This is a genomic window from Prevotella sp., assembly GCF_051059605.1.
Lineage (GTDB): Bacteria > Bacteroidota > Bacteroidia > Bacteroidales > Bacteroidaceae > Prevotella.
Genome location: NZ_CP050883.1, coordinates 1,593,025 through 1,612,735, shown reverse-complemented (window position 1 = coordinate 1,612,735; position 19,711 = coordinate 1,593,025). Strand labels below are relative to the sequence as shown.

The following is a 19,711-nucleotide window of genomic DNA, read 5'->3' as shown; positions in this document are numbered from 1 at the left end:
AACGATTTGAATATGATTTTTGCTTTATATAAGATAAAATTGCTAACTTTGCAACTGTTTATTATCACATATTTCATCAAGACAATCATGAAGAAGTATCTCTTTTTACTATTATTCTTGTTTTTATCTATCTTTGCATTCTCTCAGAAGTATCAAGTTAAGTCTCTTGATATCACAGACGGACTGTCAAGCGACTATGTTCTTAACATGGCTATGGACAAGTATGGATTTATCTGGGTTGCTACTGAAGAAGGACTGAATAGGTTTGACGGTTCACGCTTCTACACCTATTATAAACATAACTCAGATAACAGTATAACTGGAAACGAACTTAACTGCGTTCTTGACGATCCTAAGGATAACAAGATGTGGATTGGTACCCAGCGAGAAGGACTAAACGTTTTTGATTACGATACAGATAAGTTCAGCAGCTATCGACATGACAAGAAAGATCGCAATAGTATTGTCACAAACGATATCACTTCTATCTCGGCTTCTGTAGATAGCAGTATCTGGGTAACAACATATTGGGGCGGTATTGAATATTTTGATAAGAGCAATCAGCATTTTATACATTATAATAAAAAGAACGTGCGCGGACTTCCTTCAAATCAGGCTTGGTCTGTGTGTGATGCTGGCAATGGACTTATATATGTAGGACATGTTTATGACGGATTATCTGTAATTGATACCCACAACAGGGTGGCTCATAACTATAAACATAACAATGCTGATCCTAATTCTATTTCGGGCAATGAGATTCATTGCATATTCAGGGATAAGAATGGAAATGTATGGATTGGAACAAACAATGGACTTGACCTATTTGATACCCTGAACGGAAAATTCATTCATTATGATGACGGTGGAAAAGCCCATCATCCTATTTTCTCCATCAAACAGATGTCTGACGGTAAACTGTGGTTGGCTACAGAACAGGGAGGAGTTGCTATTCTGGATATCAATGCAGGTATGTATATAGGTAACGCCAACTGCAAATACGATTTTATTCAGGAAGGCAATGGAGAACTCGACCTTACTGGTAACAGTGTGCGCTGTGTTCTTGAGGATGAATATCATAATGTATGGTTGGGACTATATGGTGCAGGTATCAACTTCATCACCCGAAATACACCGTTATTCTCACTGTTGAGTTATTCACCAGTAAATCCCGAAAAGCATATTTCAACAAAATCTGTTATCGGACTTGGATTTGATACAAAGGGCAATCTATTGGTAGGAACAGATGGAGACGGAATGAATGTCTTTGATACAGAAAAAAACAGGATACATTCTGATATTTCGTTGCCGGGACGTTCTGTTCAAGTTGTGCATCGTGATAAGAATGGTAATATATGGATTGGATGCTTTTCTGATAATGCTTACGTCAGGCGTGCTTCTGGAGGTCTCAGTAAGATATTTAAAGAAACAGTCGATGTGAGATGCTTCTGCGAGGATGGCGACGTGATGTGGGTAGGAACAAGTAGTGGAATATACACAGTCGACATAAATACGCTGAAGGTGATAAAGGCATATAAGATTAAGGAAAGCCTTGTTAGAACTATATGTCTTGATAGTAAACACAATTTATGGATAGGTACTTTCGGTGACGGACTCGTGAAGTATGATCATTCAATACGTCATAAGCATGCTTACAGCACAGATAATGGATTCCCTTCAAATACAGTAAACGGAATAATCCGTGGCAATGATGGAGCTTTCTGGCTTGCTACAGGTGAAGGTGTGGTTTGTTTCCCTAATGAACATAAGAATCTGTATAAAGTGTATAAGCAGGACAACAACCTTAACAATACAAACATTCGTGCAATAGCACAAGATCGCAAGGGGAATGTATGGGTTAGCACGAATAAGGGCATCAGTTGTCTGAAGAAGGGCGAAACATCATTTCTTAACTATGGATATAAGGATAATGTTGCCCTGGGTAATTATAATCCGTCAAGTGTAACAACATCTCCAACCGGAATAATCTATTTTGGAAGTACTAGAGGATTAACATATTTCAATCCTTCAGAAGTGTTGTCTAATAATGCAGCTCCTAAGGTGTTTATCACAGCGGTAGACCTTCCTCTTGGCGAAAAGGCTTTGAGTGACAGCACGATAAATCTTATTGGAAAGAAGCAGATAGAACTTGGATATAACGATAATACGTTTACTTTGCATTTCAATGTCAGAGATTATTCTTTGCTTGGCAGGGTAGAGTATTCTTATCGATTGAGTGGATTGCAGGGTGACTGGCAGACAACAGAAGATAATGTAATCACGTTTCGTGATATCCCGTATGGCAGTTACACTTTGGAAGTACGCTGTCGCCGCCACAATCAGGAATGGACTACTGATGTAGCTACATTAGATTTAACCGTTAATCCTCCATTCTGGCTCTCTTGGTGGGCAAAACTCATCTATACAATATCTATCATAAGTTTGGCAGTCTACATCTTCCGTAGTTACTCTCGCAAGATGAGATTGGAATATCTCTTGTCTTCTGAAAAGAGGAAACATGAGCAGCAGCAAGAACTTAATGATGAGAGATTGCGCTTCTTCACCAATATCACTCACGAACTGCGTACTCCGCTCACGCTCATCCTTGGACCGCTTGATGACTTTTCACATAGCAATGAACTGTCTGATAAGGTTAAGCATAAGTTGGCTGTGATAAACAGGAGTGCTAAAAGGTTACAGGAACTGATCAATCAAATACTGGAGTTCAGAAAGACAGAAACTGATAATCGAAGATTGTGTGTCGTTCGTGGAAATATCGTCAGTGCTGTTCATGAGGTGATGTTGAAATACGAGGAACTCAACAGAAATGAAAGTGTAAGAATACGCTTCGTTTCAGCCGAAAATGATATTAAGATGTATTTTGATAATGAGGTGATAAACATGGTTATAGACAATCTCATATCAAATGCTATTAAATATACTGACAGAGGTGAAATTATTGTTTGCGTAGAAAGAGTCATTAATGATGGTCGCAGAATGGTTCAGATAGCCGTCCACGATACCGGTCATGGTATATCTGCTGCTGCACTGCCACATATCTTTGAACGCTACTATCAGGAGAATAGTCCTCATCAGGCTTCGGGTACAGGTATCGGACTTGCTTTGGTAAAGAGTCTTGTAGCCTTGCATCAGGGACAGATTTCTGTAGACAGCAGTGTCGAGCATGGATCTCATTTCATTATCAGTCTTGCTGAGGATAATATATACCCCGATGCATTGCATGGTGAGCAGACTTCTGATGAATCAGACGATGCAGAAGAAAACGGTGCTCTTGTTGAAAAGCGCGATGACGCAGATGAAAATTCACGCGAGATCTTGCTTGTTGTCGAGGACAATAAGGATATACGTGAATATATAGCTACATCATTTGCCGATAAATACGAAGTGTTCCAGGCAGAAGATGGTAGGGGAGGACTTGCTATTGCGCTTGATGTTATTCCGGATATCATCATCAGTGATGTGATGATGCCTAACATGGACGGAAATGAATTGTGCAAGATATTAAAGAACGACCAGCGTACAAGTCATATACCAGTAATACTTCTCACAGCTAAGGTCAGCAATGATGCCAAGGAAGAGGGTTATGATGCAGGGGCAGACTCGTATATCACGAAACCGTTTAGTGTTTCTCTTGTCGAAAGCAGAATAAACAATCTTCTTGAACAGCGTCGCCGTCTGCTCAATTCGGCAAACGATTCAAGATCAGGACACGATTTGTCGTTATCTGAAAAGAATGAGATATTAAAGGAATCAATGAACAAGGTGGATCAGGAGTTCTTTGATAATCTCAACAAGATTCTTGACGATAACATCAGTGGTGTTCTTGATGTTAACTTCCTTACCGAGAAACTAAACATGAGTACGTCTACTCTTTATCGCAAGATGAAGGCGCTCACAGGTATCAGTATCAACGAGTATGTAAGACACTACAAGATGCAGCATGCCGAGAAGTTACTCTTAAAGAATACGTACACGATAAATGAGATTACTTATATGGTAGGATTAAGCAGTGTAACTTATTTCCGCAAGTGCTTCAAAGAGGATTTCGGATATTACCCTACGGAGTATCTAAAGAAAATAAAGGCTGCCGGAAATTCTTAATCATTAATAAGTATTGTCTCCCGCAGATACCCGCAGACAAACGGCAAATAGCATGAGTTACATTATCTCCCGCAGATTTAATGCATCAACGTAAACGGCATAGTCTCTCGCAGATAACGCAGAGGTAGCAGACAAACAGCAAACAGCATGAATAGCATTGTCTCCATGATGTTGTAACTGTCTTTCTCTGCGTTATCTGCAATCATCTGCTTTAGCTGATTCATGTACCCAATTTATCTTTGTTTGCGTGAATCTGCGTAAGAATATTCCGTTTTGTATATACAAAGAAACATAACTGCGAGAGAATAAATCAGGTTGAGTAGCTCAATTAATGGACTAGAGCTTTGATACAGTCCATTACACTATTGATTTGTCCACTGTAAACATGACTAAAACAATAGGTACATTTTTGTACCTATTGTTTATGCTTGATGGGCCATTAAGAAGTCAAATGAACTTGTTCGTGCTACGGCATCGTGTGGCAGCAATATATATTTCCATTGTTTGCCATTATGTTGCAGATTGTACTCAGTGGCATTTTTACAATATTCTTCTGCACTTTTCTTTTTTGACAAGACATTTGTGTCGTCAATATCTGCTGCTGACTTAGTTTCAACCATAAATATAGTATCATCTGTTTCAACAATAAAGTCAGGTTCATACTTGTGAGCACCATTGCCCCAATAGATATTGAATTGATTCGATACAGGGCGTAACCACTTCATTACTTTTTTGTCATTCTCAAGCACATAAGCAAAGTCTAACTCTGTGGAACTATCAAATTTGTTTTCCATATAATATGCCTTCATAAATCCTGTAAAGATATATTTACTTATTGTGGATTTTGGAGTTATTACATCCCTGTAATCCTTACGTCCATAACCTATGACTTCAGTCATGTGCTGTGGCAATATTTCAACAAATGGCAATATATTAGGCTTAACGAATCCCTGAGATTGCAGAGACATATGTTCTCGTATCTGTTCATATATTTTGGTTGCTAACAGTTTCTTAAATTGCTGAATTACACCTGAAGGATCTTTGTCTACACTTAATCCTTTTTTTACTGCATCAACAGCCTGTTCTGATAAGTGGAAAAGTAAATCAGAGCATTCATCGTAATCAATTTCCTCAAAATTAATCAGTTCAGTAACTAATTGGTCTACAGGATTTCCATATGCTCCACTTGACAATCCTTTTATTTTTTCTACTTCTTTATCAACCAATCCAACTCTTACAATCTCATGTTCAAGATATGGAAGATCAAATCCTTCTTGGGTGTTAAGATCAAACCAATTATAAACAACATGAGTTTCAGACTGTTGTATGGTCATACGAGGAATTGGAATAACATTTTCCATGTAATCTGTAAGAACCATTCTAACAACTTTCTCTACTTGAGCTATTTGTTCTTTTGCATCTTCTGGAGCAAATAAATCCTGCGACATGCTTGCTCGCTTTGTAATATACTCTTTTGCAGCATCACACACTATGTCAATATTATCATCAAGATTTAAATCTTTCTGATTATTTACTTTGGTATTAAGATGTGGAATGACAGCCCAAACAGCCTTTTTTGCATCAACAATGGCCTGAACTTGCTTCAATTCTTGTGTGGATGTTGCCTGGTCTTCTTGTTGCATTAACTGTTGTTTTAAACTTTCTTCGTGCTTGGTTGTTGCTGTTACAACTTTTGATTGTTCTTTTAGTTCCTCGGAATCAAATGTTACATAAGATAATCTCTTCAATACAGAATCTGGGTTTTGTGCAGCAGCGATAACGGCATTGAAGTTTTCGTGAGCTAAAACGGTTAGTTTGTCAACTTCACTATCACCTGTTCTTCTACCACCATAAGGTAAACGCAAACCTCTACCTATTGTTTGCTCAACAAGTATTGGTGCATCAGCTGCACGTAAAGGTACGATTGTATATAGATTGCTTACATCCCAACCTTCTTTGAGCATATTGACATGAACGACAATTTCAATTTTATTATCAGGGCTATCCAATGATGCAAACAATGATTCTACGTCGTCATCTTTCTTCGTAGAACTATCTATCTGTAACACTTTATCTTTGTATCTACCATCAAAGAACTCGCTACTCTCCAATCGTTCCTTTGTTTCTTGTGCATGAGCAATATTTCTACAAATAACAAGAATAAATGGCTTGACAATCGGCTTGTTGTTCTGCTTAGAATACAATTCTAGATGAACCTTTGTTTGTTCGTGAATACTGACAGCATCTTCCAATTTTATAATATCTAGTTCATCTTCAGTCAATCCTGACTTTTGAAAATTTTCTCTTGTAGCGACAGTTGGATTCTTTACATACAAACCATCATCTAATGCCTGAGCGAGATTATATTCGTATACAATATTCTTGAATGATTTACCTTTTTCATCAGTTGGTGTAGCAGTCATCTCAAGTCCTAACACTGGGTTAAGTTCATTGATTGCTTTCTTTGAAGCATCGGCATGGTAGCGGTGGGCTTCGTCCATCAAGATAACAAGGTCATCGAGTTTTGATAGATAGTCAAAATATGACTGTCCGAGATATTCAGACAATCGTTTCATGCGAGGAGCTACTTTCTGCCCACCTTTCCTACTTTCTTTACTATCTGTATTAAACTTGGAAATATTGAAAACGTTAATTTGTATTTCTTTATCACTAAATAGTCCACGGCTTTGTTCGTAATTATCTCCCGTAAAAACAACAGGTTGATTACTTACAAATTCTGCTATTCCACGAAAAACATACTTTTCATAAGACGGATCACCAAAATCACGTATCAATTTCTCGTAGATTGGCAAGTTTGGAGCCAGCACAAAGAAATGTCTTATGCCCTTTTTTAAATAGAGATAAGCAATGCAGGCACCCATTAGTCTTGTTTTACCTATGCCTGTTGCTATGGAGAATGCAAGTGAAGGGAAATCTCTTTCAAAGTCTTTACAGATAGGCACCACTGTTTGAACTTTTGCCAATTCTTCTTTTAAGAAAGCGTCTTTACCTTCATCGGGAGCTTTCTTCATAGAAATAGCATCAGTTAGTTTTTCTACCACTTCAAGGGCTTCACCAAGTGGTTTGCGTAATGATAAACGCTGTTTTATATATGTTGTTATCTGATTCATACTATGTTATTTATATTATATAACGTTAATTATTATGTTAATATAGTTTAATTATTTTAATTATTCAATAATAGTCAATATCTTTGCAGCATCTCAGCAACCATGTGTTGAAGGAGTTACGGGAGCGAACTTTTGTTCGCTCCTTGCTTTTTTATACTATCCTGTATCATTTCTACAAGTTCATCCGGTGTGTTAACACCATTTCCATCACTTGATTTTTTCCATTCTTTATACTCCTTAAACTTCTTTCTAATTGAATTAGAATATTTAGACATAAAAGCAGTCCAAAGCAAAACATAAGTTTCTCTGACCTCTAATATGATAAAGTAATCATCTTCTACTTCTTCAGAGCATTCCAACCAAATGCAGATTCTATTTTCTGACCTATTACGAGATTGTCTCCAGAATTTCAAGTTCCAGTTTTGCACATTTTCAATAACTGGTTTAGCCCATGGCATACATTCACACCTTCGCAAATCGGGTGTTCTATTATTTTCATCTTCTCCTTCATGGGTCATGTGATAGAATGTATAAGCCCTTTCTTGAAACTTTGGATTGATTTTCATCTCCAAGACATGAGAACCAAATTTAGTTTTATGCTTAATGAAATCATTTTCAAACACCTTATAGACAGCATCAATAAATTTATGATAATCACCAGCATAATCTTCTAAATAGATTTTTGCTGGAAGTTTTATTTTATTTTCCATAACAACTTTCCCAAATAAAGACGTTACACTTTGATTCTCTATACAATGTGCTTGATGTGAGATTGTAACCACTTCGCAATTTAATACGTTCTATTAATTTGAGTTTTGCTTCACTTGTAACTTTCTCACGATGAAGATACGAGATTGCTCCAATTAATAAATCGGCAAGTGCCACCAATTCAACTTCGTGTGAACGAACTTGTTGCACTTTCTTTATCATCTCACATTTAAAATCATAGCTGTTATTACATAGCACCTCATGTAGTTTATCTACTTTCTTTTGACCATGTGTATCTTTTATGTCAAGAAATATGTTATATTCACAACCTGGTTCAAATATGGTTTTCAGCATATCGAAATACAACTTGTAATAGAAATCATCATGTGTTTGATGAAACTGTTCGTGGTTTAGTTCTTTTTTATCAGGAACAACAATAACACGAAAATGAAGATCGCTATTGTCAAAAAAGTAATTGACAATATCCATATAAAAAGCTAATTGTCCTGGTGAGACCTTGTTCCATTTAATTTCAAACTTTGGAGACAAGTTGTGCTCTACTTTGATTTCCCTAATACGTTTAAAGATCTCATCTTTCTTACTCTCTGGACACCAAACACCACCAATAGTCATGGCTTTCTCACCATCATGTTCAAGATGGCAACTCTCATCACAATAGATATTATATGTTGTCATAAGTCGTTATTTACTTGTTATTCTTCTGTTTCATCATCTTTGTCTACTTCTGGAATGCTTATAATGTTTAGATTATAATTGTCCTTTCCAAACTCACAACGTCCCAAAAGCATTTTTGGTATTTTCTTGATAGAGATATTGCTATGAGCTGATTTACATTCTTTTTGGAATGCAGTGCAGCATATCAATAATGATTCTTCTTCAGCCATTTCCTCATAAATTCTATCAAGCGTTTCCACTGTCAAAAATTGAGTTGTCGTATAGATGAAGTCTTGCTCTGAACTAGTACCTTGCTTCCAGTATATTTCAGATGACGGTGCATAAGTGAAACCTTCTTGCTTTGCCATTGCAGCAGCAAGCATATCGGCATTATATTCTTTGTTGATAACCAACTGACCATGCTTATCTTCTTTAAGTAGACTTGGTGCAAGTTCATAGAATTTGAAGCCTCCGCCGCCTTGCCAATTTACCGCCTTGCTTATACCACCTTGGTCAGTTCCATCTATTACCATTTGAAGGCGTTTGGCACAATGTGTATATGCGTGATTACCCATTTCTACACCAATATACCTTCGTCCCATTTTTTGTGCTACAGCAGCGGTTGTTCCGCTACCAAGAAATGAATCAAGTACGATATCGCTTTCTTTTGTTGAAATATTTATAACTCTTTCTATTAATCGTTCTGGCTTTGGAGTTCCGAATTCAAAATGTAATTTTTTTAGTTCAGTATTTGCTTCGCGCGTAGTGCCACTATCTTCTCCCAACCACAACGTATCTGGTACACGACCATCTTGATCTGCAAGATATATCTTTCTTATAATTCGCTTTTCATCTGATGAGAAAAAAATTTCTCCAGTTGATATTTTTTGTTGTAGTAATTCCTTACTCCATCGCCATCCTTTTTCTGGAGGATTAATAATTTTCCCAGATGGTGTTATTATTGGATATTTAAGGTTCTCACGTAAATTAGGGCTTCTAACATCCCCACTTCTCCAATCACCTTTTGGATCATTGTCAGGATTTGAATAATTAATGTTATGCTTTGCTTCACGTGGTAATTTATATCTTATAAATTCACTTGTTTTTGAATATACCAAAATATGGTTGTCTGTTAAAGAAAAGGTTTTTGCATCATTCTTCCCCTGAATACTATGTTGCCAAATTACATCAGAAAGAAAATTATTTCTGCCAAAAATTTCATCGCATAATACTTTACAGTAATGAACTTCATTGTCATCTAATGTTATCCATATGAGACCATCTTTCGATAGTAATTTACGTAAAATTTCCAATCTATCTCGCATCAAAGACAGCCAAATAGAATGTTCCAGTCCATCATCATAGTGTTCAAAGGCATTACCTGTATTATATGGTGGGTCGATATATATGCACTTTACACACCCTGCATAATCACTCTCCAATGATTTCAATGCCAAAAGGTTATCACCATGAATGAGCATATTGCCATCCCATGGTTTACCGTTCGGAAGTGTCTCTGTTTCCACTTCGCCATATGAATATTCTGGATTCTCTATCAATATTCTTGGTTCTATGTTTTCACGTGGCTCGTCTTTGCCAATCCACGTTAGTTCAAGTTTTTGCATATTGTTATTTTTTAATTTGCGATATTGAATCAATTAATTGCACAAGATTATCTTGCATCACTAAATTTATTTCCTTAAAATCTAATAGAAATGGTCCAAAGATTTTATCATCTGATGTTATTTTAACTTCAATGCCTCCTTTATAATTATTATGGGACAAAGGTCGGATATAAAACATTATATCCTTACTTTCGTGTGGTGGAATAACAAACCTAGTTTGAGACAATAGTTTTCGAGTTTCATCAAAATAAGGTATGTTTATTTCTGATTTGTTTTCTAATTCCACCTCTACATTAGATGCCGTAATATTAGAAGAGTTTATAATCCTTATTGCACAGGTATTTTTTAGCTTTACGAATGAACAAGACAAGTAAGTTGTGTTGGCTTCTTTCCATTGCCTTTTCAATTCATCCAATTGGTTCGTATTTTGTTTGAGTATTGAATCATTCTGAATTTTATTTTGTTTTAAAGTCCACCAAGTAATCACAACCATCGCCAATGATGCAATAGAACTTAAATATGTTACCCAAAAGAGTATCCAATCACTAGGCTTACCAGCTACTTTGTAGTCAAAAACACTATTTCTTGTAACAAAATAATTTAGTAATAAGGGAAACAGTAAAAAGAACACGATAAGTATAACATACCAGTATTTTTTTCTCAAATTAATCATATAATTTTCCATTTAAAGTTAAACAATACGGTTTGCTCCACCTTTTGGTCAAGCATTCTTTCTACTTTAGATATAATTTTTTCCTTGCGATTATCTACTTCATCTTGTGCATCATAAAGATTTTGACGTTTTTCCTTACGTTTATTTTCTAACTCTTTTACAACTCTCTGGATAGCAACTTTCTCAGCCAACTTGTTTGACTTCTTGGCTTCTCCTTTGCGGAGTTTAATTTCAGCATCAAGATCACGTATTTCTCGATCGAGACTCAGTTTCATATCATCAGCCCAAGCATCAAGTTTATCCATTTCTTCATCAAAGAAATTTTGGTTTCTCGTGCTACTCTCTTCGATGATAGCAGAACGTTGGCTATTTATACTCTCTGTATATTCATGAATAACTGATGCTGGAATTTTAATAACACTTTTATCTTCAACAGCATATAATGTTAATATGCGTTGAGCAATATCAACCGGAACATGTTCATTATCATCTGTAAAACAACTTATCAACAAATGATCTTCTTGTTCGAAAGAATCTATAGATAGTTTTTCGACGTGCATCCAGCCACTTTTTTCAAGAAGGTTCTGCTCAATATAAACAACCTTTTCTGGAGTATTGGTATAATTAAACTTCACCTCATGACATGGTAATACAAATGATTTACATTCTGCAAGAATGTGTTGAACCATAGGGTGACCTATTCTGAGCATTCTTGATTCATCATTACCTGCGGCTTGTTTCTTACCATTTTTACTGCTAGCCAAATAATAACTGCCAGAAAAGTTATTACCTGCATGGATTTTCAATATTCTATTTTCATCATCAAAAGTTGCTTTGCCATCTAGACAGAATTTTAGAAACATCCACAACTGTTTCTCAAAAGTATCTAATGAAGATAGACTGTTTGCCAAGTCTACTCTCAATTTCTCGGCAACTTCTGTATCAAAGTTCTCTAGAAGAGTTGAGCGAGCGTTGAGCATATTATCTGATATTGTTGATTGCAGTTCAGACTGCAATTCATCGAATGCATCGCGAATTTCTTCTTTTGTACGGCATGAGTTGTATATTTCAGCTATACGTTTTTCAAAGTCAACACCATTACCAATGCTACCTAGAACTTCATCACTTGTGCCAAATATACCATTGAATAACTGAAACTTCTTATCAAGAATCTCATATACACGAATATCAGCTTCATTTGCCTTGTTAAGGAAATTGATAACCACAACATCAAACTGTTGTCCATAGCGATGGCAACGACCAATGCGCTGTTCTATACGTTGTGGATTCCACGGCATATCATAGTTTACAATTAATGAGCAGAACTGCAAGTTGATACCTTCGGCAGCAGCTTCAGTTGCAATCATAATAGTTGCAGACTCACGGAAATAATCAACAATAGCCTGTCGTCGGTCTGCTGTAGGTGAACCTGTCAGCTTATCACTACCAGAATAACGTTTTCTCCAGTCCTTATAAATTTTGGTAGATTGTTTATCGGTGTTAGTTCCATTAAACAGTACCACCTTACCTTTATAACCTCTTTCTTCAAGAAGGGTATACAAGAATTCCTGTGTGCGTCTTGATTCTGTAAATATGAGAGCTTTCTGGTTTGCACCAAGTTGTTCCAATTGTTGAAATCCCTTTTTTAGAGCTTGAAATAAATGCTCTGCCTTACTGTTCTTTTTGATTTTAAGAGCAAGGTCACGGAACGCACAAAGTTCATTGATTTCCTTCTTTATACCCTCAATATCATTAGGATGCAAAGGTGCTTCCTCATCTAGTTCCTCATCGTTGTAGTCTTCTTCTGAAAACCACTCATCTTGTTCTTCTGCAATGGATTCAAAATCTAATGTTAAGTCTGCTGGATCTATTAAGTGTTCTTGATTGTCCAATTTCTGTTGAAGTCTGTCTATCAACGTACAGAATGTGCCATAGATAGCATAAGTAGATGAAGCCAATAATTTACGAAGAATCAAAGTCATGAGTTGTCGTTGACTATTTGGCAAAGCATATAGTATTGGACGCTGAAGATAGTCAGAAACTAATTCATAAAGAGCCTGTTCATCTTTTGATGGGAAGAACTCTTCGAGGATGGCAATTCGCTTTGTATAGCGGATATATTCTAATACTTGTCTACGTAATGTTCGCTTGCAAACTGGTTTAAGTCGATTGCGAAGCACCATATAAGCACTTTCATCAAGAGTCTTGTTGAACTGTTCTTTAAAACTCTTCAAATCACCAAACACGTAACTGTCTATAATAGAGACTAAGCCATACATTTCTAATATTGAGTTCTGCAAAGGAGTAGCAGTCATAAGAATTTTCTTACGACTTTCTAGCGCATCTTTTATTATATTAGAAATTTTATTGGTTGGCTTATAGACATTGCGAAGCCGATGTGCTTCATCAATAACAACCAAGTCCCAGTCAGTTCGTTTCAAATAAGCCGCTTTGGCTTTAGCAAACTGATAAGAACAAATTACGATTTTATCTTGATCAAAGGGATTAAAATGGCCTTCTTCAACAATAGAATTAAAGCTTTTACTTTCAAGCAATATTGCTGAAAGGAAGAATTTATCTTGCAATTCTTCGCACCATTGCATTCTCAAATTGGCAGGACATATTACCAATAAATGGCGATGGTGTTCAGCCCAATGCTGAGAAAGAATGATACCAGCTTCTATAGTCTTGCCTAATCCTACTTCATCAGCTAATATAGCACCCTTAGATAAGGGTGACTTAAACGCAAAAAGAGCTGCCTCGATCTGATGGGGCGTTAAATCAACGCGCGCATCTTGTAAGGTAGCTGTTAACTTTGCCGTATCATTAGCTGGTAGTCGGCGAGTTAAAGTATTTGCCAAATATTTGGCTTGATAAGAAGTAATATCAACCTTCATTAATTCTCTTGCCTATATTCATTTATCTTTATCTGTAACAAGGTCTTTCATATCGAAAGACAATATTTCTTCTATTTTGACAATGCATCAAGACTATGCTGGAGTTCATTACAAGCATAAATACTCATGGTACTGAAACTCTTATCAAGTTTCTTTGATAACCACATCTGTAATTTATCTCTGTCGGCTAAGACTTAATTTTGTATTTAATACTTCAAAAGTAGTTAATTTTATGCTATTTAAGGAATAAATAAACTTTGAATGTGATAATTTAAACAAATATTTAACATTAAACAGAACAAAATACTCAATTTCGACTCAATACTAGTGAAAGAAAACCATTTGTTTCTCTTTGATAATAATACATAGATATGCTTTTAACTTCGCCACAACAATGTTCTTTTCATTAGAAAGCTCCTGCTGTTCCTGTAGATAATATGTCGAAAAAAAATCTGCGTGAATCAACGAGGCTCATGAGTGAGTAAACCGTTTTGTTATTTTAAAATATCCTTACAGTGTCTTATATTGCAATTAATGAAATTCATTAATATTTGTACTTTTTATTATGAAATTTATGCTTCTAAGCGTTAAATAATAAATGAATTTCATTAGATTTTATAATGAAATTCATTAATATTGTTGTACTTTTAGTACAGATTATCTGTAGCTAATAACAGACATTTGTACTTTTATAACAGATTGTTTGTACTTTAAATACAGATATTTGTACTTTAACTATAGATATTTGTACTTTAACTATAGATATTTGTACTTAACTAACAAGCCTATGGTAAAGCATTGTTATTATGGTTTCTTAGTTTTATTATACAATAAAATTTTACATGTCTTAAAAAACTTCAAAAAAATATTGTTTAATATTTTGCTATTTAAATATGTTTTTATATCTTTGTGCTACAGATAACTAATATCTGTATGGGAACCAGTATGCCCGCCTCATGTCTGAACGGCTCAATAAGTTTAATGTGGCGATGTATGCAGTCTCATGCCATGACAAAATGTCGTGTCGGAACACTATGCAATTAGACGGGGTGAGTCCATGATTTAACAATAATCTATGTCCCTTTACATGAACACAAGCCTGATACCAGTTTTTGATTTGGTAAGTCACTGAAAAAAAAACTTTAAAAAACTATCAAATGAAAGTAAGTTTAAATAAAATCATAGATGAAAGTATTGACAACCATGATATAAAGATTAATAGTAAGTACGATGAATCCAAATATATTTTCAATTATTTATGGAATAATATGTTGCCACATGGAAAAGACATGAGTAGTATGAAGGCAAATGTGGAACTGTTTGTTATGTCAGACTCTTTATCAATAATGTATGACGGAGTGAGGCACAGAATAAATATCCGAACGAGATTTCTGAAAGGATTTCTTACTTTCTATAAGTCGAACATCACTGCTATGCAAATAGCGAAATTAGATAGCGATATCTACGAAAGACGCAAACTCGCAATGATTATGATGAATGACTTTCTTTATAACGGACATAGTCTTAACCAGAAAACACTGTTGAAAGTTATAAAAGAGGTATTTTAAAGCTCAAAAATGGCGATTAATAATCGCTTATAATCGCCTATAATCGCCATAAGTGTTAAATGATTAATGGCAACTAATGCGCAATACATTGAATTTCAACGTATTGCGCATTAACATTTTTAGTTGATTTTCAAATAATTACGGCGAACATTGTATGAAACTACGCATATAGTTAACTTTGCATGTATAAAATTTTACACAACAAAAGGTAATAAAGTTTTCATGCAATGGATTTAATTATATTTATCATTAACCAGTATAATAATCTTTGTTTAGCTGGTTTATTCTGTAGGATGAGTTTAGTGTTGCCCCTATCCTTTATGGATAGGGGCACAATTGTAACCACATATATAATGTAAACTTTATTACCCCTATAAATTCATAACAATGAATCTTAATTTGAAAAAAAGAATTTCGCAACATTTCTTAGTTGGCGAAGTAGTGAAAACATGTAGTGAGGGAATTGATACGAACATCATCAACAATGCCCGCAGACTTGCTGAGACGTGTCTGGAACCTGTGAGAAACCGCATTAACCGACCGCTTATCGTAAACTCGTGGTATCGCAGCAGCAAATATAATGCACTCGTAGGCGGAAAGAAAACCAGTCAGCACATAAGAGGCGAAGCCGTTGACATTCATTTGGATGCTGATTGCTGGAAAATAGAACTGGCTCAACTCGTGCCGTTGTTTAAAGCCTATGCTGACTATGACCAGCTAATCGTAGAGTCTTCACCCACAGCCCATTGGCTGCACGTGAGCCACACCGACCGACACGCAAACAGACACCAATATCTACAAATAAACACCCACTAAACAAGAATCATGAGTTATACATCTAAACAAACTAAGAATTCGCCTTTCCTTAAAGTGCGCCGTAACATCACCTCAATGCCCGAAATGGCAGATTTACTCAATGAAGAAGGCAGTACTGGCTTCGGCACTTACATGATGATATTAATTTATCTCACTAAGTGCGACAACTGTGTGGGACTTTACAATAAAAGCAGTTTGCGCTCTTTATCAGCAGAAGCTCACAAGTCTTCAAGTTATATTCGCAATATCATCAACAACTACGGCTTGTTCGTTGTTGAGGATAAAATCTTTTATAGTCAGGAACTCTGCCAAACATTGAATATTGATTTCACCGTTAATTCTTCTTCAGAAGATGAACCTGAACCCAAACACGGTTCAAATTCAAAGCGCAAAACTTCAAAAAAAGATGCAAATGAATTGAATTCAAATCCAATTGAAAATGATTCTAAATTGAATCATAAATCAATTCAAAATGAATCTAGATTGAATCATGAATCAATTCGAAATCAACGAAACGGCAATAAGCATAATACGTACACGCATGCGCAACCGCGCGAAGATATAGATAAAGAAAATATAGATAAAGATAAAAAATATTCTTCGTCTACGACTACGAATATTAAAAGCGACGACGTAAACGCAAACGTTCGTTCTTCTTCTGATTCTATCAAAAAATCATTTGCTGACGCCGACTGGGTGAAGTCCATTTCGGGTGTCACGGCTCTGGACCTTACCGACAAGACTGTTGCCGATGCCTGTATTGAGTGGTTCGGCATGCAGTGTAAGGCAAAGGGCAAGACCTTTGACACGGATGAAAACGCAAGGTGGTATTTCTGTAATCTGCTGCAGCAGGGACGCAAGACAAGGGAGGCGTTTGATGAATACTACAAGCAATACAAATACGACGAAATGGTAAGGAAGACCGCCATGGAATGCTGCGAGGACGATTATTACGACTACAAGGAAAATGGCAGACGATATGATTCACACCACCAGATTATACCGCCTGATGCTCCACGGCAAATTGATCCAAACACGATATGGAGCTGGATAAAACTTGAATTCATTCCAGTTGGTGATTTCAGGATGGACCCCGAAATGGCTGCACGGTCTAAGTATTATGACGAGTATCGCCGAATTCATAACATGAAATGACATGGCACAGACGTATGATGACGGCTACGGTCACAAGGTTGTAGCAAAGGAGGATTTACAGATATCACGCTCAACAAGCGCAAAGACAAGTGGAAAGATAAGATGCAAGTGTCCTGAATGCAGCAGCCATGAGGGCAATAAGCCCAATTCCGACTGCGTGAGTATTGACCTTGACACTGGTTGGGGACACTGCTTCAGATGCGGAACGGTGTTTCTGCTTGAAAGCCATTTCAAGACTTGGAAGGAGGGACAGGAAAAGCGGTATGCCAAAAAGAAATACAACCTGCCAACGGCTGACTATTTCATGCCCAACTTCGGTACAAAGACGATGGAGTATCTCAAATACAGATGCATCAGCACGGAGACGGCGCATAAACTTGGTATCAAAACAAGGGTGATTGAGCACGGAGCGACGAAAGAGGAATATATCGGATTTCCGTTCATCGACGGCAGCAACACCGTTGACGTACAGTTTAAGCTGGCATCAAAAACTGAAAAGAAGTTTTTCTTTGAACAGGGATGCGAGAAGATTCCCTACAACGTCAACAGTGCCATAGGTGCGTCGCAGATACTCATCACGGAGGGCATGATGGACACGGCAGCCTGCACCGAATGTGGCTACGAGGCGGTGGTGAGTCTGCCCAACGGTGCACAGAGCGACCTGCGATGTTTCGACAAGTACAAGGACTATTTCAGCGGTGCAACGATTATCTATGCGGGAGATACGGATGAACCTGGTATTGAGGCACGCAACAAGGTTGCAGCCTACTTCGGGGAGTCACGGATGAAATGCGTTGACTGGACTTACAGATGGAAGGATGACGAGGGCGAGGACAACATGCACTGTGCCAAGGATGCCAACCAGATGCTCATGGAAAAAGGCAGGGATGCCGTGGTATGGTGCATTGAGCACGCAAAGAAGATGAACGTTGCGGGACTTGTGGAACTCGACAGCGTGGAGTCACAGCTTGATGACCTTTACGAGAACGGACTGCCAAAGGCGAAGGACCTGCACGTGGCGAAGCTGAACAACATCTTCAGGATTGAGGACGGACTGATCTATCTTGGTTTTGCCGCTCCGGGCAGTGGAAAGTCAACTATGATGAACTTCATCATGATGAGTATGGTGCATCTTTACGGCACGCACATCCTCGTTTACAGTCCTGAGAAATATCCTACGGCTCGCCACTACTCTGAGATGATCAACGTGATGACGGGCAGGGAGTTCAGCAAGGGTAAGTTGATTGAGCCAGCCTATCAGCGGGCAAAGGACATCTGTAGGGAGTATATCCGTGAGATTGACGCAAACGTGACCAACGACATCGACGGCATTCTGCACATAGCGCAGCAGGAGTATTACCAGGGACTGTGCGACATGCTGATTATAGACCCATTCAACTGGATTCAACTACCTGAGCAGACAGGTATCACGGACACGATGAAGTACACGATGCTGCTGATGAAGATAGTGCAGTTCGCTCATCAGTATAAAGTGCCCGTGTTCATGATGCACCATCCCCGCAAGTTTGACGACAAGACGAAGCTCACCATCAACGACATCTTTGGTAGTAGTGACTTCGGAAACAAGAGTGATTACGTGTTCTGGCTGGACCGCAAGAAGGACGAGGATCCACTGAAGGAGGTTACGTACTGGAACTGCATCAAATGCCGTTGGAATGAGATTGGAAAGACGGGCACTGTTGCGCTGAAGTATTCCACGGACACCATGCGGTACGCAGGCTGTAATCAGAACTTCGACAAGACGTATAGTCCCATCAGCGAGGATGAGAGCGACTGGACGAAGCATGAAGCCACATCGCAGGAGATTGATTTCAATCCAGTTACTCTGCCTGAATGTCCGTTCTAGTTGGTTCTCCCGCAGAGTCTCTTGTAGATATAGCTGCAGTATCTATTTTCCCGCAGAGTAATGTGTCAACGTGAACGGCATTGTCTCTCGCAGATAACGCAGATCTCGCAGATGAATGCAGCAAGCTGCATTATTTCGCAGAGAAAGACAGTTAGTGTAGTTAATGTTGTTTTGTGGTTTTATCTGCGTAATCAGCGAGATCTGCGAGAGACATTGGGGTTTCTTCTTTGACAATAGATTGAGTCCTCTTGCGTGATTATTCTCTCGCAGATTACGCAGATTCTCGCAGATAAACGGCCAACAGCACGAACTACATTGTCTCCCGCAGATAACACAGATGAATGCAGCAGGCTGCATTATTCCGCAGACAAAGACAGTTAGTTATTGGTGTAGTTTTGTGGTTTTATCTGCGTAATCAGCGAGATCTGCGAGAGAAATTGGGGTTCATACATGTAAAGTAAAGAAGCTATGTAA

12 protein-coding genes are annotated in these 19,711 nt (G+C 37.5%); 5 read left to right on the top strand and 7 right to left on the bottom strand.

The window, feature by feature from the left end; all coding sequences use genetic code 11:
* Positions 1-87: 87 nt before the first annotated feature.
* The gene (locus tag HEQ28_RS06570; protein ID WP_434504344.1) at positions 88-4,122 is read left to right on the top strand and encodes a hybrid sensor histidine kinase/response regulator transcription factor; all 4,035 of its coding nucleotides are present in this window, start codon (positions 88-90) and stop codon (positions 4,120-4,122) included.
* 77 nt (positions 4,123-4,199) lie between these two features.
* On the opposite strand, the gene HEQ28_RS06565 is transcribed toward HEQ28_RS06570, so the two are convergent.
* From HEQ28_RS06565 to HEQ28_RS06535, 7 genes are all read right to left on the bottom strand, one after another.
* Positions 4,200-4,346: a hypothetical protein gene (locus tag HEQ28_RS06565; RefSeq protein WP_434504343.1), complete on the bottom strand. Its 147-nt coding sequence runs from the start codon at positions 4,344-4,346 to the stop codon at positions 4,200-4,202.
* A gap of 198 nt (positions 4,347-4,544) precedes the next feature.
* Positions 4,545-7,253 (bottom strand): DEAD/DEAH box helicase, encoded by a 2,709-nt coding sequence (locus HEQ28_RS06560; protein WP_434504342.1) that lies wholly within the window; start codon positions 7,251-7,253, stop codon positions 4,545-4,547.
* Positions 7,254-7,369: 116 nt separating this feature from the next.
* Positions 7,370-7,963, bottom strand: a complete 594-nt coding sequence (locus HEQ28_RS06555) for a hypothetical protein (RefSeq protein WP_434504341.1) — start codon at positions 7,961-7,963, stop codon at positions 7,370-7,372.
* Positions 7,953-8,657 (bottom strand): DUF3800 domain-containing protein, encoded by a 705-nt coding sequence (locus tag HEQ28_RS06550; protein WP_434504340.1) that lies wholly within the window; start codon positions 8,655-8,657, stop codon positions 7,953-7,955. The genes HEQ28_RS06555 and HEQ28_RS06550 overlap by 11 nt, the downstream gene beginning before the upstream one ends.
* 17 nt (positions 8,658-8,674) lie before the next feature.
* Entirely contained in the window at positions 8,675-10,261 is a 1,587-nt protein-coding gene (locus HEQ28_RS06545) for a site-specific DNA-methyltransferase (RefSeq protein WP_434504339.1), read from the bottom strand.
* Positions 10,262-10,265: 4 nt separating this feature from the next.
* Positions 10,266-10,934 (bottom strand): hypothetical protein, encoded by a 669-nt coding sequence (locus tag HEQ28_RS06540; protein ID WP_434504338.1) that lies wholly within the window; start codon positions 10,932-10,934, stop codon positions 10,266-10,268.
* On the bottom strand, positions 10,931-13,795 hold the full coding sequence (locus tag HEQ28_RS06535; protein ID WP_434504337.1) for an SNF2-related protein: 2,865 nt from the start codon (positions 13,793-13,795) through the stop codon (positions 10,931-10,933). The genes HEQ28_RS06540 and HEQ28_RS06535 overlap by 4 nt, the downstream gene beginning before the upstream one ends.
* 1,193 nt (positions 13,796-14,988) lie before the next feature.
* Between HEQ28_RS06535 and HEQ28_RS06530 the strand changes: the two genes are divergently transcribed.
* From HEQ28_RS06530 to HEQ28_RS06515, 4 genes are all read left to right on the top strand, one after another.
* A complete protein-coding gene (locus HEQ28_RS06530; RefSeq protein WP_434504336.1) occupies positions 14,989-15,399 on the top strand; it encodes a hypothetical protein in 411 nt (136 codons plus the stop codon).
* Between the two features lie 399 nt (positions 15,400-15,798).
* The gene (locus HEQ28_RS06525; RefSeq protein ID WP_434504335.1) at positions 15,799-16,215 is read left to right on the top strand and encodes a D-Ala-D-Ala carboxypeptidase family metallohydrolase; all 417 of its coding nucleotides are present in this window, start codon (positions 15,799-15,801) and stop codon (positions 16,213-16,215) included.
* 9 nt (positions 16,216-16,224) lie between these two features.
* Positions 16,225-17,370 carry a Lin1244/Lin1753 domain-containing protein gene (locus tag HEQ28_RS06520; protein WP_434504334.1) on the top strand — a complete coding sequence of 382 codons (1,146 nt, stop codon included), beginning with the start codon at positions 16,225-16,227 and terminating at the stop codon, positions 17,368-17,370.
* Between the two features lies 1 nt (position 17,371).
* Entirely contained in the window at positions 17,372-19,237 is a 1,866-nt protein-coding gene (locus HEQ28_RS06515) for a bifunctional DNA primase/helicase (protein WP_434504333.1), read from the top strand.
* Positions 19,238-19,711 lie beyond the last annotated feature (474 nt).